Consider the following 15,208-nt stretch of genomic DNA (forward strand, 5'->3'; position numbering starts at 1 on the left):
AAACTGCAAAAGGGGGCGTGCCGTCGAATCCTCGACGACACGCCCCTTTTCGGTTCGCGGTGAACTATCCGGCAGCAGGCTCCGCCGGAACAGCCGTAGCCGTCTTGCCGCCGGTGATCTTCACGATCGGCAGAACCAGCGCTGCCGGAGCCGACGCCGGCACCACGGGCGACTTGGGTGCAATCGGAGCCAAACGCTCGTAGCCGCTGCCCTGGGCGGGACGCAGGTCCGTCTCCCCCTTGTTCGGCCACAGCGAGGCCGAGCGCTCGGCCTGAGCGGCGATGGTCAGCGACGGATTCACGCCGAGATTGGCCGAGACCGCTGCACCGTCGACGACGCTGAGCGTCGGGTAGCCGTACACGCGGTGGTACGGATCGATGACGCCGTGATCGGAATCCGACGCGATAGCGCAACCACCCAGGAAGTGCGCGGTCAAAGGAACGTTGAAGATCTCGCCCCACGTGCCACCTGCGACGCCGTCGATCTTCGCGGCAACTCGACGCGTCGCCTCGTTGCCCTCGGGAATCCACGTCGGGTTCGGCTGACCGTGGCCCTGCTTGCTGGTGACCTTGCGTCGACCGAAGAGGCCCTTCTTCGTGTACGTGGTGATCGAGTTGTCGAGGTTCTGCATGACCAACGCAATGATCGTGCGCTCGCTCCAGTCCTTGACAGTCAGCATCCGCAGCATCTGGTACGGGTTCTTCGCGACCACACCGAGGAACTTGATCCACCGCGGTGTCGAGCCACCGCCATCCGTCATCAAGGTCTGCAGCAGTCCCATCGCGTTGGAACCCTTGCCGTAGCGGACCGGCTCGATGTGGGTGTCACTACTCGGGTGGAACGACGACGTGATCGCCACTCCGCGGGTCAGGTCGAGTGCAGGATCGACCTTGTACTTGCCTGCGCCGACGATGGATTCGGAGTTCGTTCGAGTCAGCTCGCCGAGCTTGTCGGAGAGCTTGGGCAGAGCGCCGGTGTCCTTCATGTCGAAGAGCAGATGCTGAGTGCCCCACGTTCCGGCCGCGAGAATCACGTTCGCAGCCGTGTAGGTGCGGCGGTTCTTGCGTCCGAATGCACCGGTTCGCTCGGTGAACACGTCCCACGAACCGTCGCGAGCCTCACGAAGTCCGGACACGGTGGTCATCGGAATGATCTCGGCGCCGGCTGTCTCGGCAAGGCCCAGGTAGTTCTTGAGGAGAGTGTTCTTCGCGCCGTGACGGCAGCCCGTCATGCACTCGCCGCACTCGATGCAACCGGTGCGCTCGGGTCCGACGCCGCCGAAGTACGGGTCCTTCGCCTTCTTGCCCGGCTCACCGAAGTAGACGCCGACGGGCGTCTGGATGAACGTGTCGCCGACGCCCATGTCGTCGGCGACCGACTTCATGATCTCGTCAGCGGGCGTCATGTGCGGATTCTGCACGACGCCGAGCATCTTCTGAGCCTGCTCGTAGTACGGGGTGAGCTCACTTCGCCAGTCGGTGATGTGCGCCCACTGCTTGTCCTGGAAGAACGGCTCCGGTGGCTGGTACAGCGTATTGGCGTAGTTCAACGACCCGCCGCCGACGCCTGCGCCCGCGAGGATGAGGCAGTCGCGCAGCAGATGCACGCGCTGAATGCCGAAGCAACCCAGCTTCGGAGCCCAGAGGAACTTCTTGAGATCCCAGCTGGTCTTCGCGAAATCTTCGTCGGCATACCGTCGGCCGGCTTCAATGACGCCGACCTTGTAGCCCTTCTCCACGAGACGAAGCGCGCTCACGCTTCCGCCGAACCCGGATCCGACGATCAGTACGTCGTAGTCCGTTGCCCGTTGCTTGCCCATCAGGACACCTCCACCGTGAACCGTAGTTACCCGCCAGTATGCACCTATCCCTTGTGACTACCACCACAAGGGGCCCCATAAGCGTAACCGCAAGTATCAGGAACGGAAGAAAGTCCTGCACAACGAACTGTGGCCCCGGTTCACGAAGAACCGGGGCCACAGAAAGGTACAAACTACGCGCGGACCGTCAGTCCGACCTTCTGGAACTCCTTGAGGTCGGAGTACCCGGCCTTGGCCATCGACCGACGAAGACCGCCGACGAAGTTCAGAGAACCGTACGGATCATCCGAAGGACCGCTCAGGACCTGATCCAGGCTCGGACGCTCGCCGTAGGAAACCGGAAGAAGCGCTCCACGCGGAACCGAAGGATGAGCCGCAGCGGACGGCCAGTACCAGCCGCCACCCGGCGCCTCGGCGGACACGGCCAGCGGCGTGCCCAGAACGGCAGCGTCGGCACCGCAGGCGATGGCCTTCGCCAGATCACCCGAAGTTGCGATGTCACCGTCGGCGATGACGTGGACGTAGCGTCCACCCGTCTCGTCGAGGTAGTCGCGCCTGGCTGCTGCAGCGTCGGCAATGGCCGTGGCCATCGGAACGCCGATACCCAGGACCTCACCGGTGGTGGTTGCACCCTCGGTGGAGCCGTACCCGACGATGACACCGGCAGCGCCGGTACGCATCAGGTGCAGCGCGGTGCGGTGGTCACTGACCCCACCCGCGACAACCGGAACGTCGAGTTCCGAGATGAACGTCTTGAGGTTGAGCGGTTCCTGCTCGGTGTGCACGACGTGCTCCGCCGAGATGATGGTGCCGTGGACGACCAGCAGGTCGATTCCCGCCTTGATCAACTCGGGCGTCAGTGCGCGCGCATTCTGCGGACTGACCCGAACGGCAGTGGTGACCCCCGAATCACGAACCTGCGCCACCGCAGCAGCCAGAAGACCCGCCTGCAGCGGTGCCGCGTGCAGCTCCTGCAAGTAGCGGATGGCTGCGTCGACGCCACCGTCCTTCTCGGCGATCTCGACGAGACGCCGGAGCTTCTCCTCGACATCGGGGTGACGGCCCCACAGGCCTTCACCGTTGATGACACCGAGGCCGCCGCGCTTACCCAGCTCGATCGCGAAGGTCGGCGAGACCAACGCGTCGGTGGGATGTGCGAGGACTGGGATGTCGAACCTGTAAGCGTCGAGCTGCCAAGCAGTCGACACCTCCTTCGACGAACGGGTTCGCCGGGAGGGAACGATGTTCACATCGTCCAACTCGTAGGTACGTCGGGCCGTTCGACCCATGCCGATCTCAACGAGGTCGCGCACGCGCGCCCCTTTCTCGTGTACTGGTTGCTAACGAGCGGTGTAGTTGGGTGCTTCGACAGTCATCGTGATGTCGTGCGGATGGCTTTCCTTCAAACCGGCCGCCGTGATCTGGACGAACTGAGCGTTCTGCAGGTGCTCGATCGTCGCCGACCCCGTGTAACCCATGGCAGCGCGCAGACCACCGGTGAGCTGGTGCGTCACCTGGGAAAGCGGGCCACGGAACGGAACACGTCCTTCGATGCCTTCCGGAACCAACTTGTCCTCGGAAAGTACGTCGTCCTGGAAGTACCGGTCCTTGGAGTACGACTTGGCCTCGCCACGCGATTGCATCGCGCCGAGCGAACCCATTCCGCGGTAGCTCTTGAACTGCTTGCCGCCGACCAGGATCAGTTCTCCGGGCGATTCAGCGGTACCGGCCAGGAGCGAACCCAGCATGGCCGTCGACGCACCCGCGGCAAGAGCCTTCGCGATGTCACCGGAGAACTGGAGTCCACCGTCAGCGATGACGGGCACACCCAGAGGCTTGCACGCGGCAACCGCTTCCAGGATGGCCGTGACCTGAGGGGCACCGACGCCGGCGATGACGCGGGTGGTGCAGATGGAACCAGGACCGACTCCGACCTTGACGGCATCGACACCGGCTTCGACCAGTGCCAGAGCACCCGCGCGCGTAGCGACGTTGCCACCGATGATCTGAACCCGCTCACCCAGTTCACGCTTGAGCTTGGCGATCATGTCGAGAACGTTGGACGAATGCCCGTGCGCACTGTCGACCACGAGTACGTCCACACCGGCATCGGTGAGGGCCATCGCACGCTGGAAGGCGTCGTCGCCTGCACCGACTGCAGCGCCGACGAGCAGTCGACCGTCACGGTCCTTGGTGGCGTCCGGATGCTGCTCGGTCTTGACGAAGTCCTTGACCGTGATCAGACCGGTGAGCTTGCCGTTGCCGTCGACGATCGGCAGCTTCTCGATCTTGTGCCGACGAAGAAGGCCCAGTGCCACGTCTGCGGTGACGCCTTCCTGAGCGGTGATCAGCGGCATCTTGGTCATGATCTCGACGACCGGACGATTCTGGTCGACCTCGAAACGCATGTCACGGTTCGTGACGATGCCGACCAGCTGTCCGGCGTCGTCGGTGACCGGCAGACCCGAGATGCGGAAGCGAGCGCACTTCGCGTCGACCTCACCCATCGTGTCGGTCGGCTTACACGTGACGGGATCGGTCACCATGCCGGCCTCGGAGCGCTTGACGGTCTCGACCTGTCCTGCCTGAACCTCGACGGACGAGTTGCGGTGCAGAACACCCATGCCGCCGGCGCGTGCCATCGCAATTGCCATGCGCGACTCGGTGACGGTGTCCATCGCAGAACTGACCAACGGAATCCGCAGACGGATGTCGCGGGTCAGTTGACTGGACGTGTCGACCTGGCTCGGGATGACGTCGGACGCAGCAGGCAACAGCAGCACGTCGTCGTAAGTCAGTCCCAGCATCGCGACCTTGTTGGGGTCGTCTCCTCCGGTGTGTACATGTCCTGCAGAACTACTCATGCGGTCAGGACCCTCCATGGACCTAGATTCGCCCAGGGCGACCGCTGTAGCAGCCGCCTCGAAACGGATTACGAAAGCTGGATATCGGATAGAAGGCGCCTGCACGGAAAGAAATTCCTGGCACCTTTTCCCGGCGTTGCACACCATGGTATCGGCTCACTCAAAGGTCCGAACCATCCCACCCACGCTGCGGGTACGCGTAACAAGTGGCGCTGACCCCCCTGACCTGCGTACCGTGGTGCTGTGCGTGATCAACTGCCCCCCGGTCTGCCGCCAGATCCCTTCGCCGGCGACCCAGCTGACCCCTCCGCGGCTCTCGATGCCATCGAGCCGGGTCAACCACTCGACCCCCACGAACGCCAAGCGGTCGAGGAGGATCTCGCTGACCTCGCCGTCTACGAGGCGCTCCTCGCTCACCGCGGCATCCGCGGTCTCGTAGTGTGCTGCGAAGACTGCCAACAAGATCACTACCACGACTGGGACATGCTGCGCGCAAACCTGCTGCAGCTCCTCGTGGACGGAACCGTCCGCCCCCACGAGCCTGCCTACGACCCGATGCCTGAGGCATATGTCACGTGGGACTACTGCCGTGGATACGCCGACGCGTCGATGAACGAGGCGATGCACGGCGACGGTTTCGACAGCTGAGCGAAACCCCACCAGGTTCATACGAAAGTGGCCGACAAGCAATTGCTTGTCGGCCACTTTCGTATGAACTTGAACCGCAACGATGCGATCAGAGCGGGAACCTCAGGGTGGGGGTGAAGAAGAATCACCCGACGGCGACGAGGCCGGGGCCAGTGACGTCGTTGTCGTGGTGGTCGTCGTGGTCGTGGTAGTCGTCGTGGGCGACGATGACGGTGTAGACGACGCCGCGCTTGGACCAGGCGCTTGCATGATTCCAGGGTCGGGCGTTGTCGTTGTGGTCACGCCGCCAGACAACTGAGGGTTGGCCGGATTGACTGAAGTCCCCGGAATCGCCGTGGGAGAGGTGGCAAGCGAGGATTGCTGATCGGACGTCAACGGCGGTACTGCGGGTGACGTGGTCTCCTGGACCTGCGTCATCAACTTGCCCCAACGCTCGACGAGATCCGTCTTGTCCTGCGAGTCCTTGACCGCATCGGCACGGTGAGCTGCGTTGTCCAGCACCATCTTTGCCGCGGGAATGTCCCCGGCGGCCAACAGACGCTCGGCCTTTTCCAGCTCGGATGTCGTGTCGATCTTCGCGACCGTCGAGTTGGCCTCGTCGGCGAAGACGACCTGCTTGACGCCCCAGAGGGCATCGCCGGGCTGGGCGTCGTACGCCATCGCTGTGGCACCACCGAAGACCACTGCTGCAACAGCTGCTGCGGCGGCGATCGGGCGGACCACACGCAATCGGGAACGGGAACGTGAACGCTGACGATCGGAGAAGCCGGACGGCGTCGCTGTGATTGCAGCGATGACATCGTCCAACAACGGACCCTCGGGCATCGGAGTCGCAACGACATCGTCACGCCATTGCGAGAGAATCAACGCAAGTTCGTACTGTTCGGTGCTATCGGTTGCTACCGGCCCGCCACTCGAAATGGACTCGATCAGCGCATCGTCACGCCGAACCGCAGCCAAGTCCACTGGCGTACCGTCGTCGGCGAGATCACCGAGATTCGAAGCGTCACGCCCCTCGTCTCTAGCCAAAGCTCTCACCTGCTTTCGTTACTTCTTTTTTCAGTTTCGCGATCGCCCTGTGCTGAGCGACTCGTACAGCTCCGGCGGTACTACCGACGGCGACGGCCGTTTCCTCGGCCGACATCCCGACCACCAGGCGAAGTATCAAGATTTCTCGATGCTTCTCCGGAAGTGTGCCGAGAAGTTCATGCATCTGTCTGCTGGACTCCGAATCGAGTGCTCGCTGTTCGGGACCATCATCCAGTGCTATTACATCCGGTACTTCGGAAACGGGCTCCGACTTGTTACGGGCGGAACTTCTATGTGCGTCCGCAACCTTGTGCGCGGCAATTCCGTACACAAAGGCCATGAACGGGCGTCCCTGGTCTTGATAACGCGGCAGCGCGGTCATCACGGCCAGACACACTTCCTGCGCGACGTCGTCAGCGGACAGGTGTCCCCGCTCGGCCGCACCCACTCGACCGCGGCAGTAGCGCACCACCATCGGTCGGATGTTCTCCAGAACCAAAGCTAGAGCTGTACGGTCGCCCTGCGCAGCAGCGGCGACCGCGGTGTCCAACTCATCGCTCGTATTTGTCATCGTCAGCGAAAATCCTGGCGTTACAGTGGCACCTCCCGAGCGGGTGTGCTCCCGCTCTCAGCGGAACCCTCTAAGAGTAACCATCCGGACCGGCTGGTCTCCGCATGCCCGCCCAGCAGTCGCGATATCAAAACGGCCCTGTGGGAATCGTTCGCGAGAGACTTCGGGTGGATCGATTACGACAAAGGTAGGAGTGATCCACCGCGCATCGCAATCAGATCGCCGATCTCACGGGCACTCGGCGAGGTCCTCCCGCCGCTCACGCCCTCGATCAGCAGCGACGACGCCCAGGCCAGGGGCAGCAGGCCGTATTGCTGACACCGCGCCAGCACTTCCGCTGCCGACTCCACCGCCGAGCTCGGGTCTGTTCCGGTCAGCGCGGCGCTGCGCAGTAGATCCGACTTCACGCGGTGCCGGACGGACTCCGATTTCCCCGACAATTCGACGGCGCGTTCTGCGTGTCTGCGGGCGCGCGCGAAGTCACCTCCCGCCAGCGCCAGTTCCGCCGAGACCCATTCGATCCGAATTTCCTGCCGCCACAGCCCGCCCTCGCCGCCCAGACGGGTCCGACACTCCCCCAGCAGGCGCCAGCCGAGCGGGAGCCGGCCACAACCGAGGGCGTCCGCGGCCAGACCGGTCAGAGCGTCACAGGCAGCCTCAGGATCGACTGGCAGACCGCCGACGATCGCCAGTGCGCGCCCGTCCCACGTCGACGCGAGTGCATGACGTCCACTCTGGCGAAGTAACGACGCCCTCGTGCTGGCAGAGAGAGAGGCAAGAATTCGATCCGAGTGCGTCGAGGACCCCGTCGTGAGCCGATCGAGGACATCCAATGCTGCCCGTGCCCTGGCGTAGTGCCCCTGACCACCCAGAATTACTGCCGTTGTCCACCAATCCCGGGTTGAGCAAGGCGCCGGAAGACGGTCAAGGTCCGGATCCGCACCGAATGCGGCGGATTCGAGAGTCCCGGGAAGGCCAGGTGACTCAATGAACGAAGGCGATTCAGGGGGCTCAGGTGTCGACACAGGTAGATCATCGCAGCAGCGCCAACAGACAAGCGCCTGACCGATGCCGTTTGCCGCACGGGAAGACGAAAAGGCAAGTTTGTCGGAGTTAATCAGATATTCAACTGAGATTTGCCGAATGTACTCGTAATGATATTTAACGGGCATATATCCGTGACGTTAACTGCGCATTACTTATTGGACAGATGTCCTAGTTGAAACTTGGGCACTAAGTCCCGAAATGGAGTACGACCCTGCCCGCGCAATATCGGACAAATGACGCAAACCGAGCCGGCGGGCTGAGTGTTTTCGCCGGGCGATCAGCAGCAAACATATCCCTGATCTGTGGGTTTCGCATCTCGAGCAGCCAGGCTTGCCTGCCACCACCTCGATCGACCCGATTTCAACATCGGCGTAGCACAACGCATGAGAGACCCGAAATGTAAATATATACTTCGTTAACTCTCGCATTTCGATATATGCCGATCGCCACTGAACGAGCCTATTGACGCGATTTACTCAGCACCCTTACGGTTAGCAAGCGTGAACGATTCAGAAGGCCCGGATAACCTCCGGGCAACTTGGTCCGCTCGTTGATCAACGCGAGCTTGCAGTAAGGAGTCAACATGCCTGCACCGAATCACCTTCCAGGCCCCAACGCAGACATCTGGGACTGGCAGATGCACGGTCTGTGCCGCGGAGTCGACTCCTCCATGTTCTTCCATCCCGATGGCGAACGCGGTAGAGCACGTGCCCAGCGCGAAACCCGCGCAAAAGAGATGTGCCGTCAGTGCCCGGTACTGATGCAGTGCCGCAGCCACGCGCTGACCGTCGCCGAGCCGTACGGCATCTGGGGAGGAATGTCGGAAACCGAACGTGAACTACATGCGCGCCACCGTCGCACCACCCGCATAGCTTCCTGATACACGTAGGTCGAGTGCACAAGGCCCCCGAGAGTTTTCGGGGGCTTTTGCTTGTGTACACCAGCTCCTGAAAAGAATTTCCGACTCCGACCCATCCTGTCGACAACCGACTCCGAATGCCTTCTGACAGTGCACCTCAGCACATCCCTTCAGGAAGGCAGACCCATGAACACCTCTACTCGAGTTCTGGCAGTCACCGCAGCAGCCTCTTTCGCCGTCTTCGGCGTCGTCGGTTGCTCCTCCGACGACAACGATTCGTCGACCGACACGTCCAGCGCCGCCATGACGTCTTCTGCCATGGGATCGAGCATGTCTCCCAGCAGCGCGATGGCGGAGCCTGCTTCTGATCTGGTCGGTGCCGGTTGTGCCGACTATGCAGCCGCAGTGCCGAGCGGCGCCGGATCGGTCAGCGGAATGGCCCAGGATCCGGTTGCCACAGCGGCATCCAACAATCCGTTGCTCACCACCTTGACCGCGGCAGTCTCCGGACAGCTCAACCCGGACGTCAACCTGGTCGACACTCTCAACGGCGGCGAGTTCACCGTCTTCGCGCCGATCGACTCGGCATTCGCCAAGATCGACCCCGCGACGATCGACAGCCTCAAGACGGACAGCGCCACGCTGACCAAGATCCTCACCTACCACGTGGTTCCCGGCCAGATCGCTCCTGACGCGATCGACGGAACGCACCCCACCGCCGAGGGCGGAACGGTCACCGTCACCGGATCCGGTGACAACATCAAGGTCAACGACGCAACTGTCGTCTGCGGTGGAGTCAAGACCGCAAACGCCACCGTCTACCTCATCGATTCGGTGCTGATGCCGCAGTAGTCCCCACCTGCTGTGCGCCTTTATTAACCCCCCGCGGTTAATAAAGGCGCACAGCGGCCAACGGCGGGCCGAGAGAAAAGAACCGGACATGCACGCTACGGTTGTACGCGATGAAGCGAGACAACTCTTCGTGAGCGAGCCAGACCATGCGTCGGATGCGGCCGACGCATGCCCGACGGACAATTCTGCGGCCCGCACCGCGCGAATCGTGGAATCACGCGAGCTGGCAGTGATCCTCGCGAACGTGGCCGGTGGCGACCAGAGCGCCTTTGCCGAGTTCTACGACCGAACCAGCTCTCGTGTCTACGGCATGGTTCTCCGTGTACTCCGCGATCCAGGCTTCTCCGAGGAAGCGGTCCAAGAGGTCTACCTCCAAGCCTGGAAATCAGCCGACAGCTTCGATCCTGCCAAGGGGTCCGCACTCTCCTGGCTTCTGACACTTGCCCACCGCCGCGCGGTGGATCGCGTGCGCTCCGAACAGTCGAGTTCGGATCGACAGGCTCTCTACGACACCACCAATGCCACTCCCGAGTTCGACGTCGTCAGCGACGAAGTGACACGAAGAGACGAGCATCGTGCTGTCACCGACTGTCTCGAAACGCTGACGGACACTCAGCGCCAATCGGTGACTCTCGCCTATTACGGCGGCCGAACGTACCGCGAGGTGGCCGAAGATCTCGGCGTGGCGATTCCCACGATCAAGTCGCGAATTCGCGACGGACTACTGCGCCTACGTGGATGTTTGGGGGTGATGTGAGATGGACGAAGAGCTGATCGACTACGCGTACGCCTACGCGATCGATGCGTTGGACCTCGACGAGCGCCGTGAGGTCGACAGACGACTTGCCGCTTCGGACTCCGCGACCCGCGCCGAATTCGACGCCCAGGTCCGACTCACCTCCGAAACCATGGCCGCGATGACCGTCGTCGACGCCGTCGAGCCCCCGCCGTCACTGCGCAGCAGCGTCCTCGCCTCGATCGCAGAACAGACCGCGGCTCCCAACGCCCCGGTTTCGCTGGCCGAGCGTCGTAACCGTCGACGCCCGTGGACCATGGCACTTGCGGCGGCCGCCGCAGTCGCAATCCTGGTCGGCGGCATCGGAATCGGACGCACGCTGTCCGACAACACGCCGCCGCAGAACCCCGCATCCGAAATCATGGCAGCACCCGACGTTCATGCCACGACGCGTGACATTCCGGGCGGCGGTAGTGCCACGACGCTGTTCTCGCCCTCCGAAGACGCCGCAGTCCTCGTGATGAACGATGTGACTCCCCCGAGTCCGGATACCGTCTACCAGATGTGGCTGGTGCCGGGCGACACCGACGACACCACGATGATCCCGATGGGGACGATGGCTCCGAGCGACGTCAAACCCACTACCCAGGTGGTGCTCGACGGCATCGGCCCGAACACGAAGTTGGCGTTCACGGTCGAACCGCCCGGCGGATCGCAGCAGCCCACCAGCGAGCCGTTCGCAACGATCCCGCTCATCTGATCGCCAGACGAAAGAAGAGATCCCCCACCGGAATCCGGTGGGGGATCTCTTCTTTGTCGAAACTACGAGCAGCGAGCTAGTGGCTGTGACCGTGTCCGGTGTCGGCAACTGCCTCGGTCGGCTTCTCGACGACAGCGCTCTCGGTCGTGAGGATCATGCGCGCGACGGAAGCGGCGTTGACCACTGCCGAGCGAGTGACCTTGACCGGGTCGACGACGCCGTCGGCAAGCAGGTTGCCGTAGGTGAGGGTGGCAGCGTTGAAGCCTTCGCCCTTGGTCATCTCGGCGACCTTGCTGACAACGACGGATCCGTCGATGCCTGCGTTGCTGGAGATCCAGAACAACGGAGCGTTGAGGGCTTCACGGACCACGGCAACGCCGGTGGCCTCGTCACCCGACAGGCCGAGGTTCCCGATCAGAGCCGTACCGGCCTGAACGAGAGCCGATCCGCCACCGGGGACGATGCCCTCGGCAACTGCTGCCTTGGCTGCGTTGACCGCATCCTCGACGCGGAACTTGCGTTCCTTGAGATCGGTTTCGGTGGCTGCGCCGACCTTGATGACGGCCACGCCGCCGGACAGCTTCGCCAGACGCTCTTCGAGCTTCTCGCGGTCCCAATCCGAATCGGTGTTCTCGATCTCGCGACGCAACTGCGCGACGCGGGTCGCGATGTCGTCAGCGGTGCCGGCACCGTCGACGATGACCGTCTCGTCCTTGGTGACGACAACGCGGCGAGCGCTGCCGAGCAGGTCGAGGCCGGCTTCCTTCAGGGAGAGGCCGACGTCGGTGTTGATGACGGTGCCTGCCGTGACGACTGCGAGGTCGTCGAGGAATGCCTTGCGACGATCACCGAAGAACGGCGCCTTGACGGCGACGGCCTTGATGGTCTTGCGGATGGAGTTGACCACCAGGGTGGAGAGAACTTCACCCTCGACGTCCTCGGCGATGATCAAGAGTGGCTTGCCGGATTCGGCAACCTTCTCGAGCAGCGGCAGGAAGTCGGGAAGTGAGCTGATCTTCTCGCGGAAGAGCAGGATCAACGCGTCTTCGTAGACGGCCTTCTGCGCATCGATGTCGGTGACGAAGTAGGGCGAGAGGTAGCCCTTGTCGAACTGAACGCCTTCGGTGACAACGAGTTCGGTTGCAACGGTGGAGGATTCCTCGACCGTCACGACGCCGTCGGTTCCGACACGGGTGAGTGCCTCGCCGACGAGCTTGCCGATCTCTTCGTCACGCGAGGAGACGGTGGCGACCTGGGCGATCGACTTCTCGCCCTCGACCGGGGTGGCCGCGGCGAGCAGTTCCTCGACGACCTTGTCGGCTGCGGCGTTGATGCCGACGCCGAGCGCCATCGGGTTCGCGCCCGCTGCGATGTTCTTGAGTCCGCCGCGGACGATGGCCTGGGCCAGAACGGTCGCGGTCGTGGTGCCGTCGCCGGCAACATCGTTGGTCTTGGTGGCGACGCTCTTGACGAGCTGCGCGCCGAGGTTCTCGAAGGGATCTTCGAGCTCGATCTCACGGGCGATGCTCACACCGTCGTTGGTGACGGTGGGGCCGCCGAATGCCTTGGCGAGCACGACGTGGCGTCCACGCGGGCCCAAGGTCACCTTGACGGCGTCGGCAAGCTTGTCGACTCCGGCTTCGAGAGCGCGGCGTGCGGTCTCGTTGAACGCAATTTGCTTGGACATCTGTTCTGTCAGCTCCTGAATCTTCGGGGCGTGAACGCATTCCGCCCCGGGATCCTGTGTGGACTCCGGGGCGGATCACGTGTGTCTTACTTGGAGACGACAGCCAGCACGTCGCGTGCCGACAGGATCAGGTATTCCTGGCCGGCGTACTTGATCTCGGTTCCGCCGTACTTGGAGTAGATGACCGTGTCACCCTCCTTGACGTCGACCGGGATGCGGTTGCCCTGCTCGTTGACGCGGCCTTCGCCGACTGCAACGACGGTGCCCTCCTGGGGCTTTTCCTTGGCTGTGTCAGGAATGACCAGGCCGGAAGCCGTCGTCGTTTCAGCCTCGTTGGCCTGGACGAGGATCTTGTCCTCGAGCGGCTTGATGTTGACGCTCGCCACGATGAGCCCTCCACTTTGGGGTATGTGCGTCCGAGGCGATCCTCGGACAGCTGTTTGGGTATGCCGTTTACGGCGCGTCACTGCAGTCCCGTCGTCGCGGGTGCCGGAACTCGATCAGCGCCAATTGGCACTCTATACGTGAGAGTGCCAACCCTCAAGGACTGGGCGCATTTTTCTCTTCGTCCAGAGCGAAACAGGACAGCCGTCCACCACGTTCACCTATTGTTCACTTCGTGACGAACATCAATCGCCGTAGTTTTCTGACCTTCGCCGGACTCGGCGCCGTCGGCGCGGTCAGCCTTGGCAAGCCGTGGGGCCTGCAATACGCAGGCGCGTCGACCATTCCGACGTCAGGTCCCGGCACCACTCTCGAGTCCGTGTCCACGCCCGTCAGCAGCAGCGGCTACACCAGGCTCACTGCCGGTCCCGGTTGGGCGAACATCGTGCGCAGCGAGTTGGCCGAGCCGAAGTCAGGACGCGAGGACCGACGCACCGCGCTCGCCTCACTCGTGCAGTTGACCGACGTCCACATCGTCGACGCCCAGTCCCCCATGCGCTTCGAATACGTCCATCAGATCACCGGCTCGGCGTTCCGCCCCCAGGAGACCTTGACGGCGCACGGGTTGATTTCGCTTGTCCGACGCGTCAATTCGATCGGGAGCGGCCCGCACACCTCGCGCCCCTTCGATGCCGTGGTCACCACCGGCGACAACACGGACAACAAGGAATTCGCCGAACTCGACTGGTTCCTCACCTCACTCAACGGCGGAACCGTCGTCGCCAACACCGGCGCCAAGGACCGCTACGAGGGTGTGCAGAACTCGGGTGCCGATCTGTACTGGAACCCTGAATCGCCGATGCTCGACATGTACAAGAAGGCCGGCTTCCCGGAGATTCCGGACTTCTTCGGGGCCGCGTTCACTCCCGTGTCGAGCCCCGGCCTGAACACCCCTTGGTACTGCGTGTTCGGCAACCACGACGATTCGGTGTCCGGCACGGTGCCCAGCGGCATCCCACCGCTCGAAGCGATGTACACGGGATCTCTCAAATTCGAGGTGCCCGGTTCACCGGAGCAGGCCAAGCAGATCGACATCGCCACCAAGTTCGATCCCAGTGCGATTCCCGGAATCCTGTCCGCCTTCACGACGCCGCCGCGCCAGGTCACCCCCGACCCGTCGCGCGCACCGTTCACACCCCGGCAGTTCATCGCCGCACACCTTGATCCCGCGCACACCGGCCCCGGCCCTGTCGGGCACGGTTTCGCCCCCGACGCCGGCGAAACCGGTATCGGCTACTACGCGTTCCAGATCGCACCGGGCGTCGTCGGCATCAGCATGGACTCCACCAACCGCGCAGGCCTTGTCGACGGTTCGCTGGGCGCCGCTCAGTTCCAGTGGATCGAGAACACCCTGCGCGCCGGCAGCAGCACCTACTACGACGCCGCGGGCTCTCGCGTCACCGAGTCGCGCAGTGACACCTATTTCGTGCTGTTCAGTCACCACACGAGCGACACGATGGACAATCTCATTCCCGACCCCGAGAACGTCCTCGAGCCGCGCCTGCGCGGTTCACAGCTTCTGGACTTGCTGCATCGTTTCCCGAACGTACTTGCCTGGGTGAACGGACACACCCACGAGAACAAGATCACCCCGTGGCCCGGCGCGACCCCCGAGCAGGGCTTCTGGGAGATCAACACCGCCTCTCACATCGACTACCCACAGCTCGGGCGCATCATCGAGATCGCGGACAATCACGACGGAACGGTGTCGTTGCTTGCGACGCTCTTCGAAGCGGAAAGTCCCAATTCAGTCGAGTACAGCGACAAGTCGGCAGCCGGGCTCGCCTCGCTGTACCGCGAACTGTCGTTCAACGACATCCACCGCGACCCGAAGTTGACGGGTACCGGCGTCGACCAGAACGTCGAATTGTTGGTCCACACCGGACGATGAC

The 15,208-nt window shown here is 63.1% G+C and carries 14 protein-coding genes; 6 read left to right on the forward strand and 8 right to left on the reverse strand.

Features of this window, described 5'->3' with window-relative positions:
* Positions 1-64 precede the first annotated feature (64 nt).
* The 3 genes from H351_RS22375 to guaB form a co-directional block, all read right to left on the reverse strand.
* Positions 65-1,819 carry a GMC oxidoreductase gene (locus H351_RS22375; protein WP_020906934.1) on the reverse strand — a complete coding sequence of 585 codons (1,755 nt, stop codon included), beginning with the start codon at positions 1,817-1,819 and terminating at the stop codon, positions 65-67.
* Positions 1,820-1,992: 173 nt separating this feature from the next.
* Positions 1,993-3,132, reverse strand: coding sequence for a GuaB3 family IMP dehydrogenase-related protein (locus tag H351_RS22380; RefSeq protein ID WP_003940976.1), 1,140 nt, complete (start codon positions 3,130-3,132; stop codon positions 1,993-1,995).
* A 27-nt stretch (positions 3,133-3,159) separates the two neighbouring features.
* Complete coding sequence (guaB, locus tag H351_RS22385) at positions 3,160-4,683, reverse strand: IMP dehydrogenase (protein ID WP_020723641.1); 1,524 nt, start codon at positions 4,681-4,683, stop codon at positions 3,160-3,162.
* Between the two features lie 243 nt (positions 4,684-4,926).
* Here guaB and H351_RS22390 point away from each other — a divergent pair, with 243 nt between their 5' ends.
* Positions 4,927-5,331, forward strand: a complete 405-nt coding sequence (locus H351_RS22390) for a DUF5319 domain-containing protein (RefSeq protein WP_003940777.1) — start codon at positions 4,927-4,929, stop codon at positions 5,329-5,331.
* Between the two features lie 102 nt (positions 5,332-5,433).
* Here H351_RS22390 and H351_RS22395 read toward each other — a convergent pair whose 3' ends face one another.
* From H351_RS22395 to H351_RS22405, 3 genes are all read right to left on the reverse strand, one after another.
* A complete protein-coding gene (locus H351_RS22395; RefSeq protein WP_223257858.1) occupies positions 5,434-6,369 on the reverse strand; it encodes an anti-sigma-D factor RsdA in 936 nt (311 codons plus the stop codon).
* On the reverse strand, positions 6,353-6,931 hold the full coding sequence (locus tag H351_RS22400; RefSeq protein ID WP_003940953.1) for a sigma-70 family RNA polymerase sigma factor: 579 nt from the start codon (positions 6,929-6,931) through the stop codon (positions 6,353-6,355). Before H351_RS22400 ends, H351_RS22395 begins: the two co-directional genes overlap by 17 nt.
* A 176-nt stretch (positions 6,932-7,107) precedes the next feature.
* Positions 7,108-7,806 carry a hypothetical protein gene (locus tag H351_RS22405; RefSeq protein WP_081051200.1) on the reverse strand — a complete coding sequence of 233 codons (699 nt, stop codon included), beginning with the start codon at positions 7,804-7,806 and terminating at the stop codon, positions 7,108-7,110.
* Positions 7,807-8,561: 755 nt separating this feature from the next.
* Between H351_RS22405 and H351_RS22410 the strand changes: the two genes are divergently transcribed.
* The 4 genes from H351_RS22410 (at position 8,562) to H351_RS22425 (ending at position 11,185) form a co-directional block, all read left to right on the forward strand.
* Complete coding sequence (locus tag H351_RS22410; protein WP_003940939.1) at positions 8,562-8,858, forward strand: WhiB family transcriptional regulator; 297 nt, start codon at positions 8,562-8,564, stop codon at positions 8,856-8,858.
* 165 nt (positions 8,859-9,023) lie between these two features.
* Positions 9,024-9,689, forward strand: a complete 666-nt coding sequence (locus tag H351_RS22415; protein WP_007728616.1) for a fasciclin domain-containing protein — start codon at positions 9,024-9,026, stop codon at positions 9,687-9,689.
* Positions 9,690-9,777: 88 nt separating this feature from the next.
* Positions 9,778-10,446 (forward strand): sigma-70 family RNA polymerase sigma factor, encoded by a 669-nt coding sequence (locus H351_RS22420; protein WP_019747585.1) that lies wholly within the window; start codon positions 9,778-9,780, stop codon positions 10,444-10,446.
* A gap of 1 nt (position 10,447) precedes the next feature.
* Positions 10,448-11,185, forward strand: coding sequence for an anti-sigma factor (locus tag H351_RS22425; RefSeq protein ID WP_019747584.1), 738 nt, complete (start codon positions 10,448-10,450; stop codon positions 11,183-11,185).
* Positions 11,186-11,261: 76 nt separating this feature from the next.
* Here the strand turns inward: H351_RS22425 and groL are convergent, their stop codons facing one another.
* A complete protein-coding gene (gene groL / locus H351_RS22430) occupies positions 11,262-12,872 on the reverse strand; it encodes a chaperonin GroEL (protein ID WP_019747583.1) in 1,611 nt (536 codons plus the stop codon).
* Positions 12,873-12,958: 86 nt separating this feature from the next.
* Positions 12,959-13,258 (reverse strand): co-chaperone GroES, encoded by a 300-nt coding sequence (gene groES / locus H351_RS22435; RefSeq protein WP_003940763.1) that lies wholly within the window; start codon positions 13,256-13,258, stop codon positions 12,959-12,961.
* 233 nt (positions 13,259-13,491) lie between these two features.
* Here groES and H351_RS22440 point away from each other — a divergent pair, with 233 nt between their 5' ends.
* Positions 13,492-15,207 (forward strand): TIGR03767 family metallophosphoesterase, encoded by a 1,716-nt coding sequence (locus tag H351_RS22440; protein ID WP_029254930.1) that lies wholly within the window; start codon positions 13,492-13,494, stop codon positions 15,205-15,207.
* The last annotated feature ends 1 nt before the right edge of the window (position 15,208 follow it).

This window comes from Rhodococcus erythropolis R138 (assembly GCF_000696675.2).
GTDB classification, from domain to species: Bacteria; Actinomycetota; Actinomycetes; order Mycobacteriales; family Mycobacteriaceae; genus Rhodococcus_F; species Rhodococcus_F erythropolis.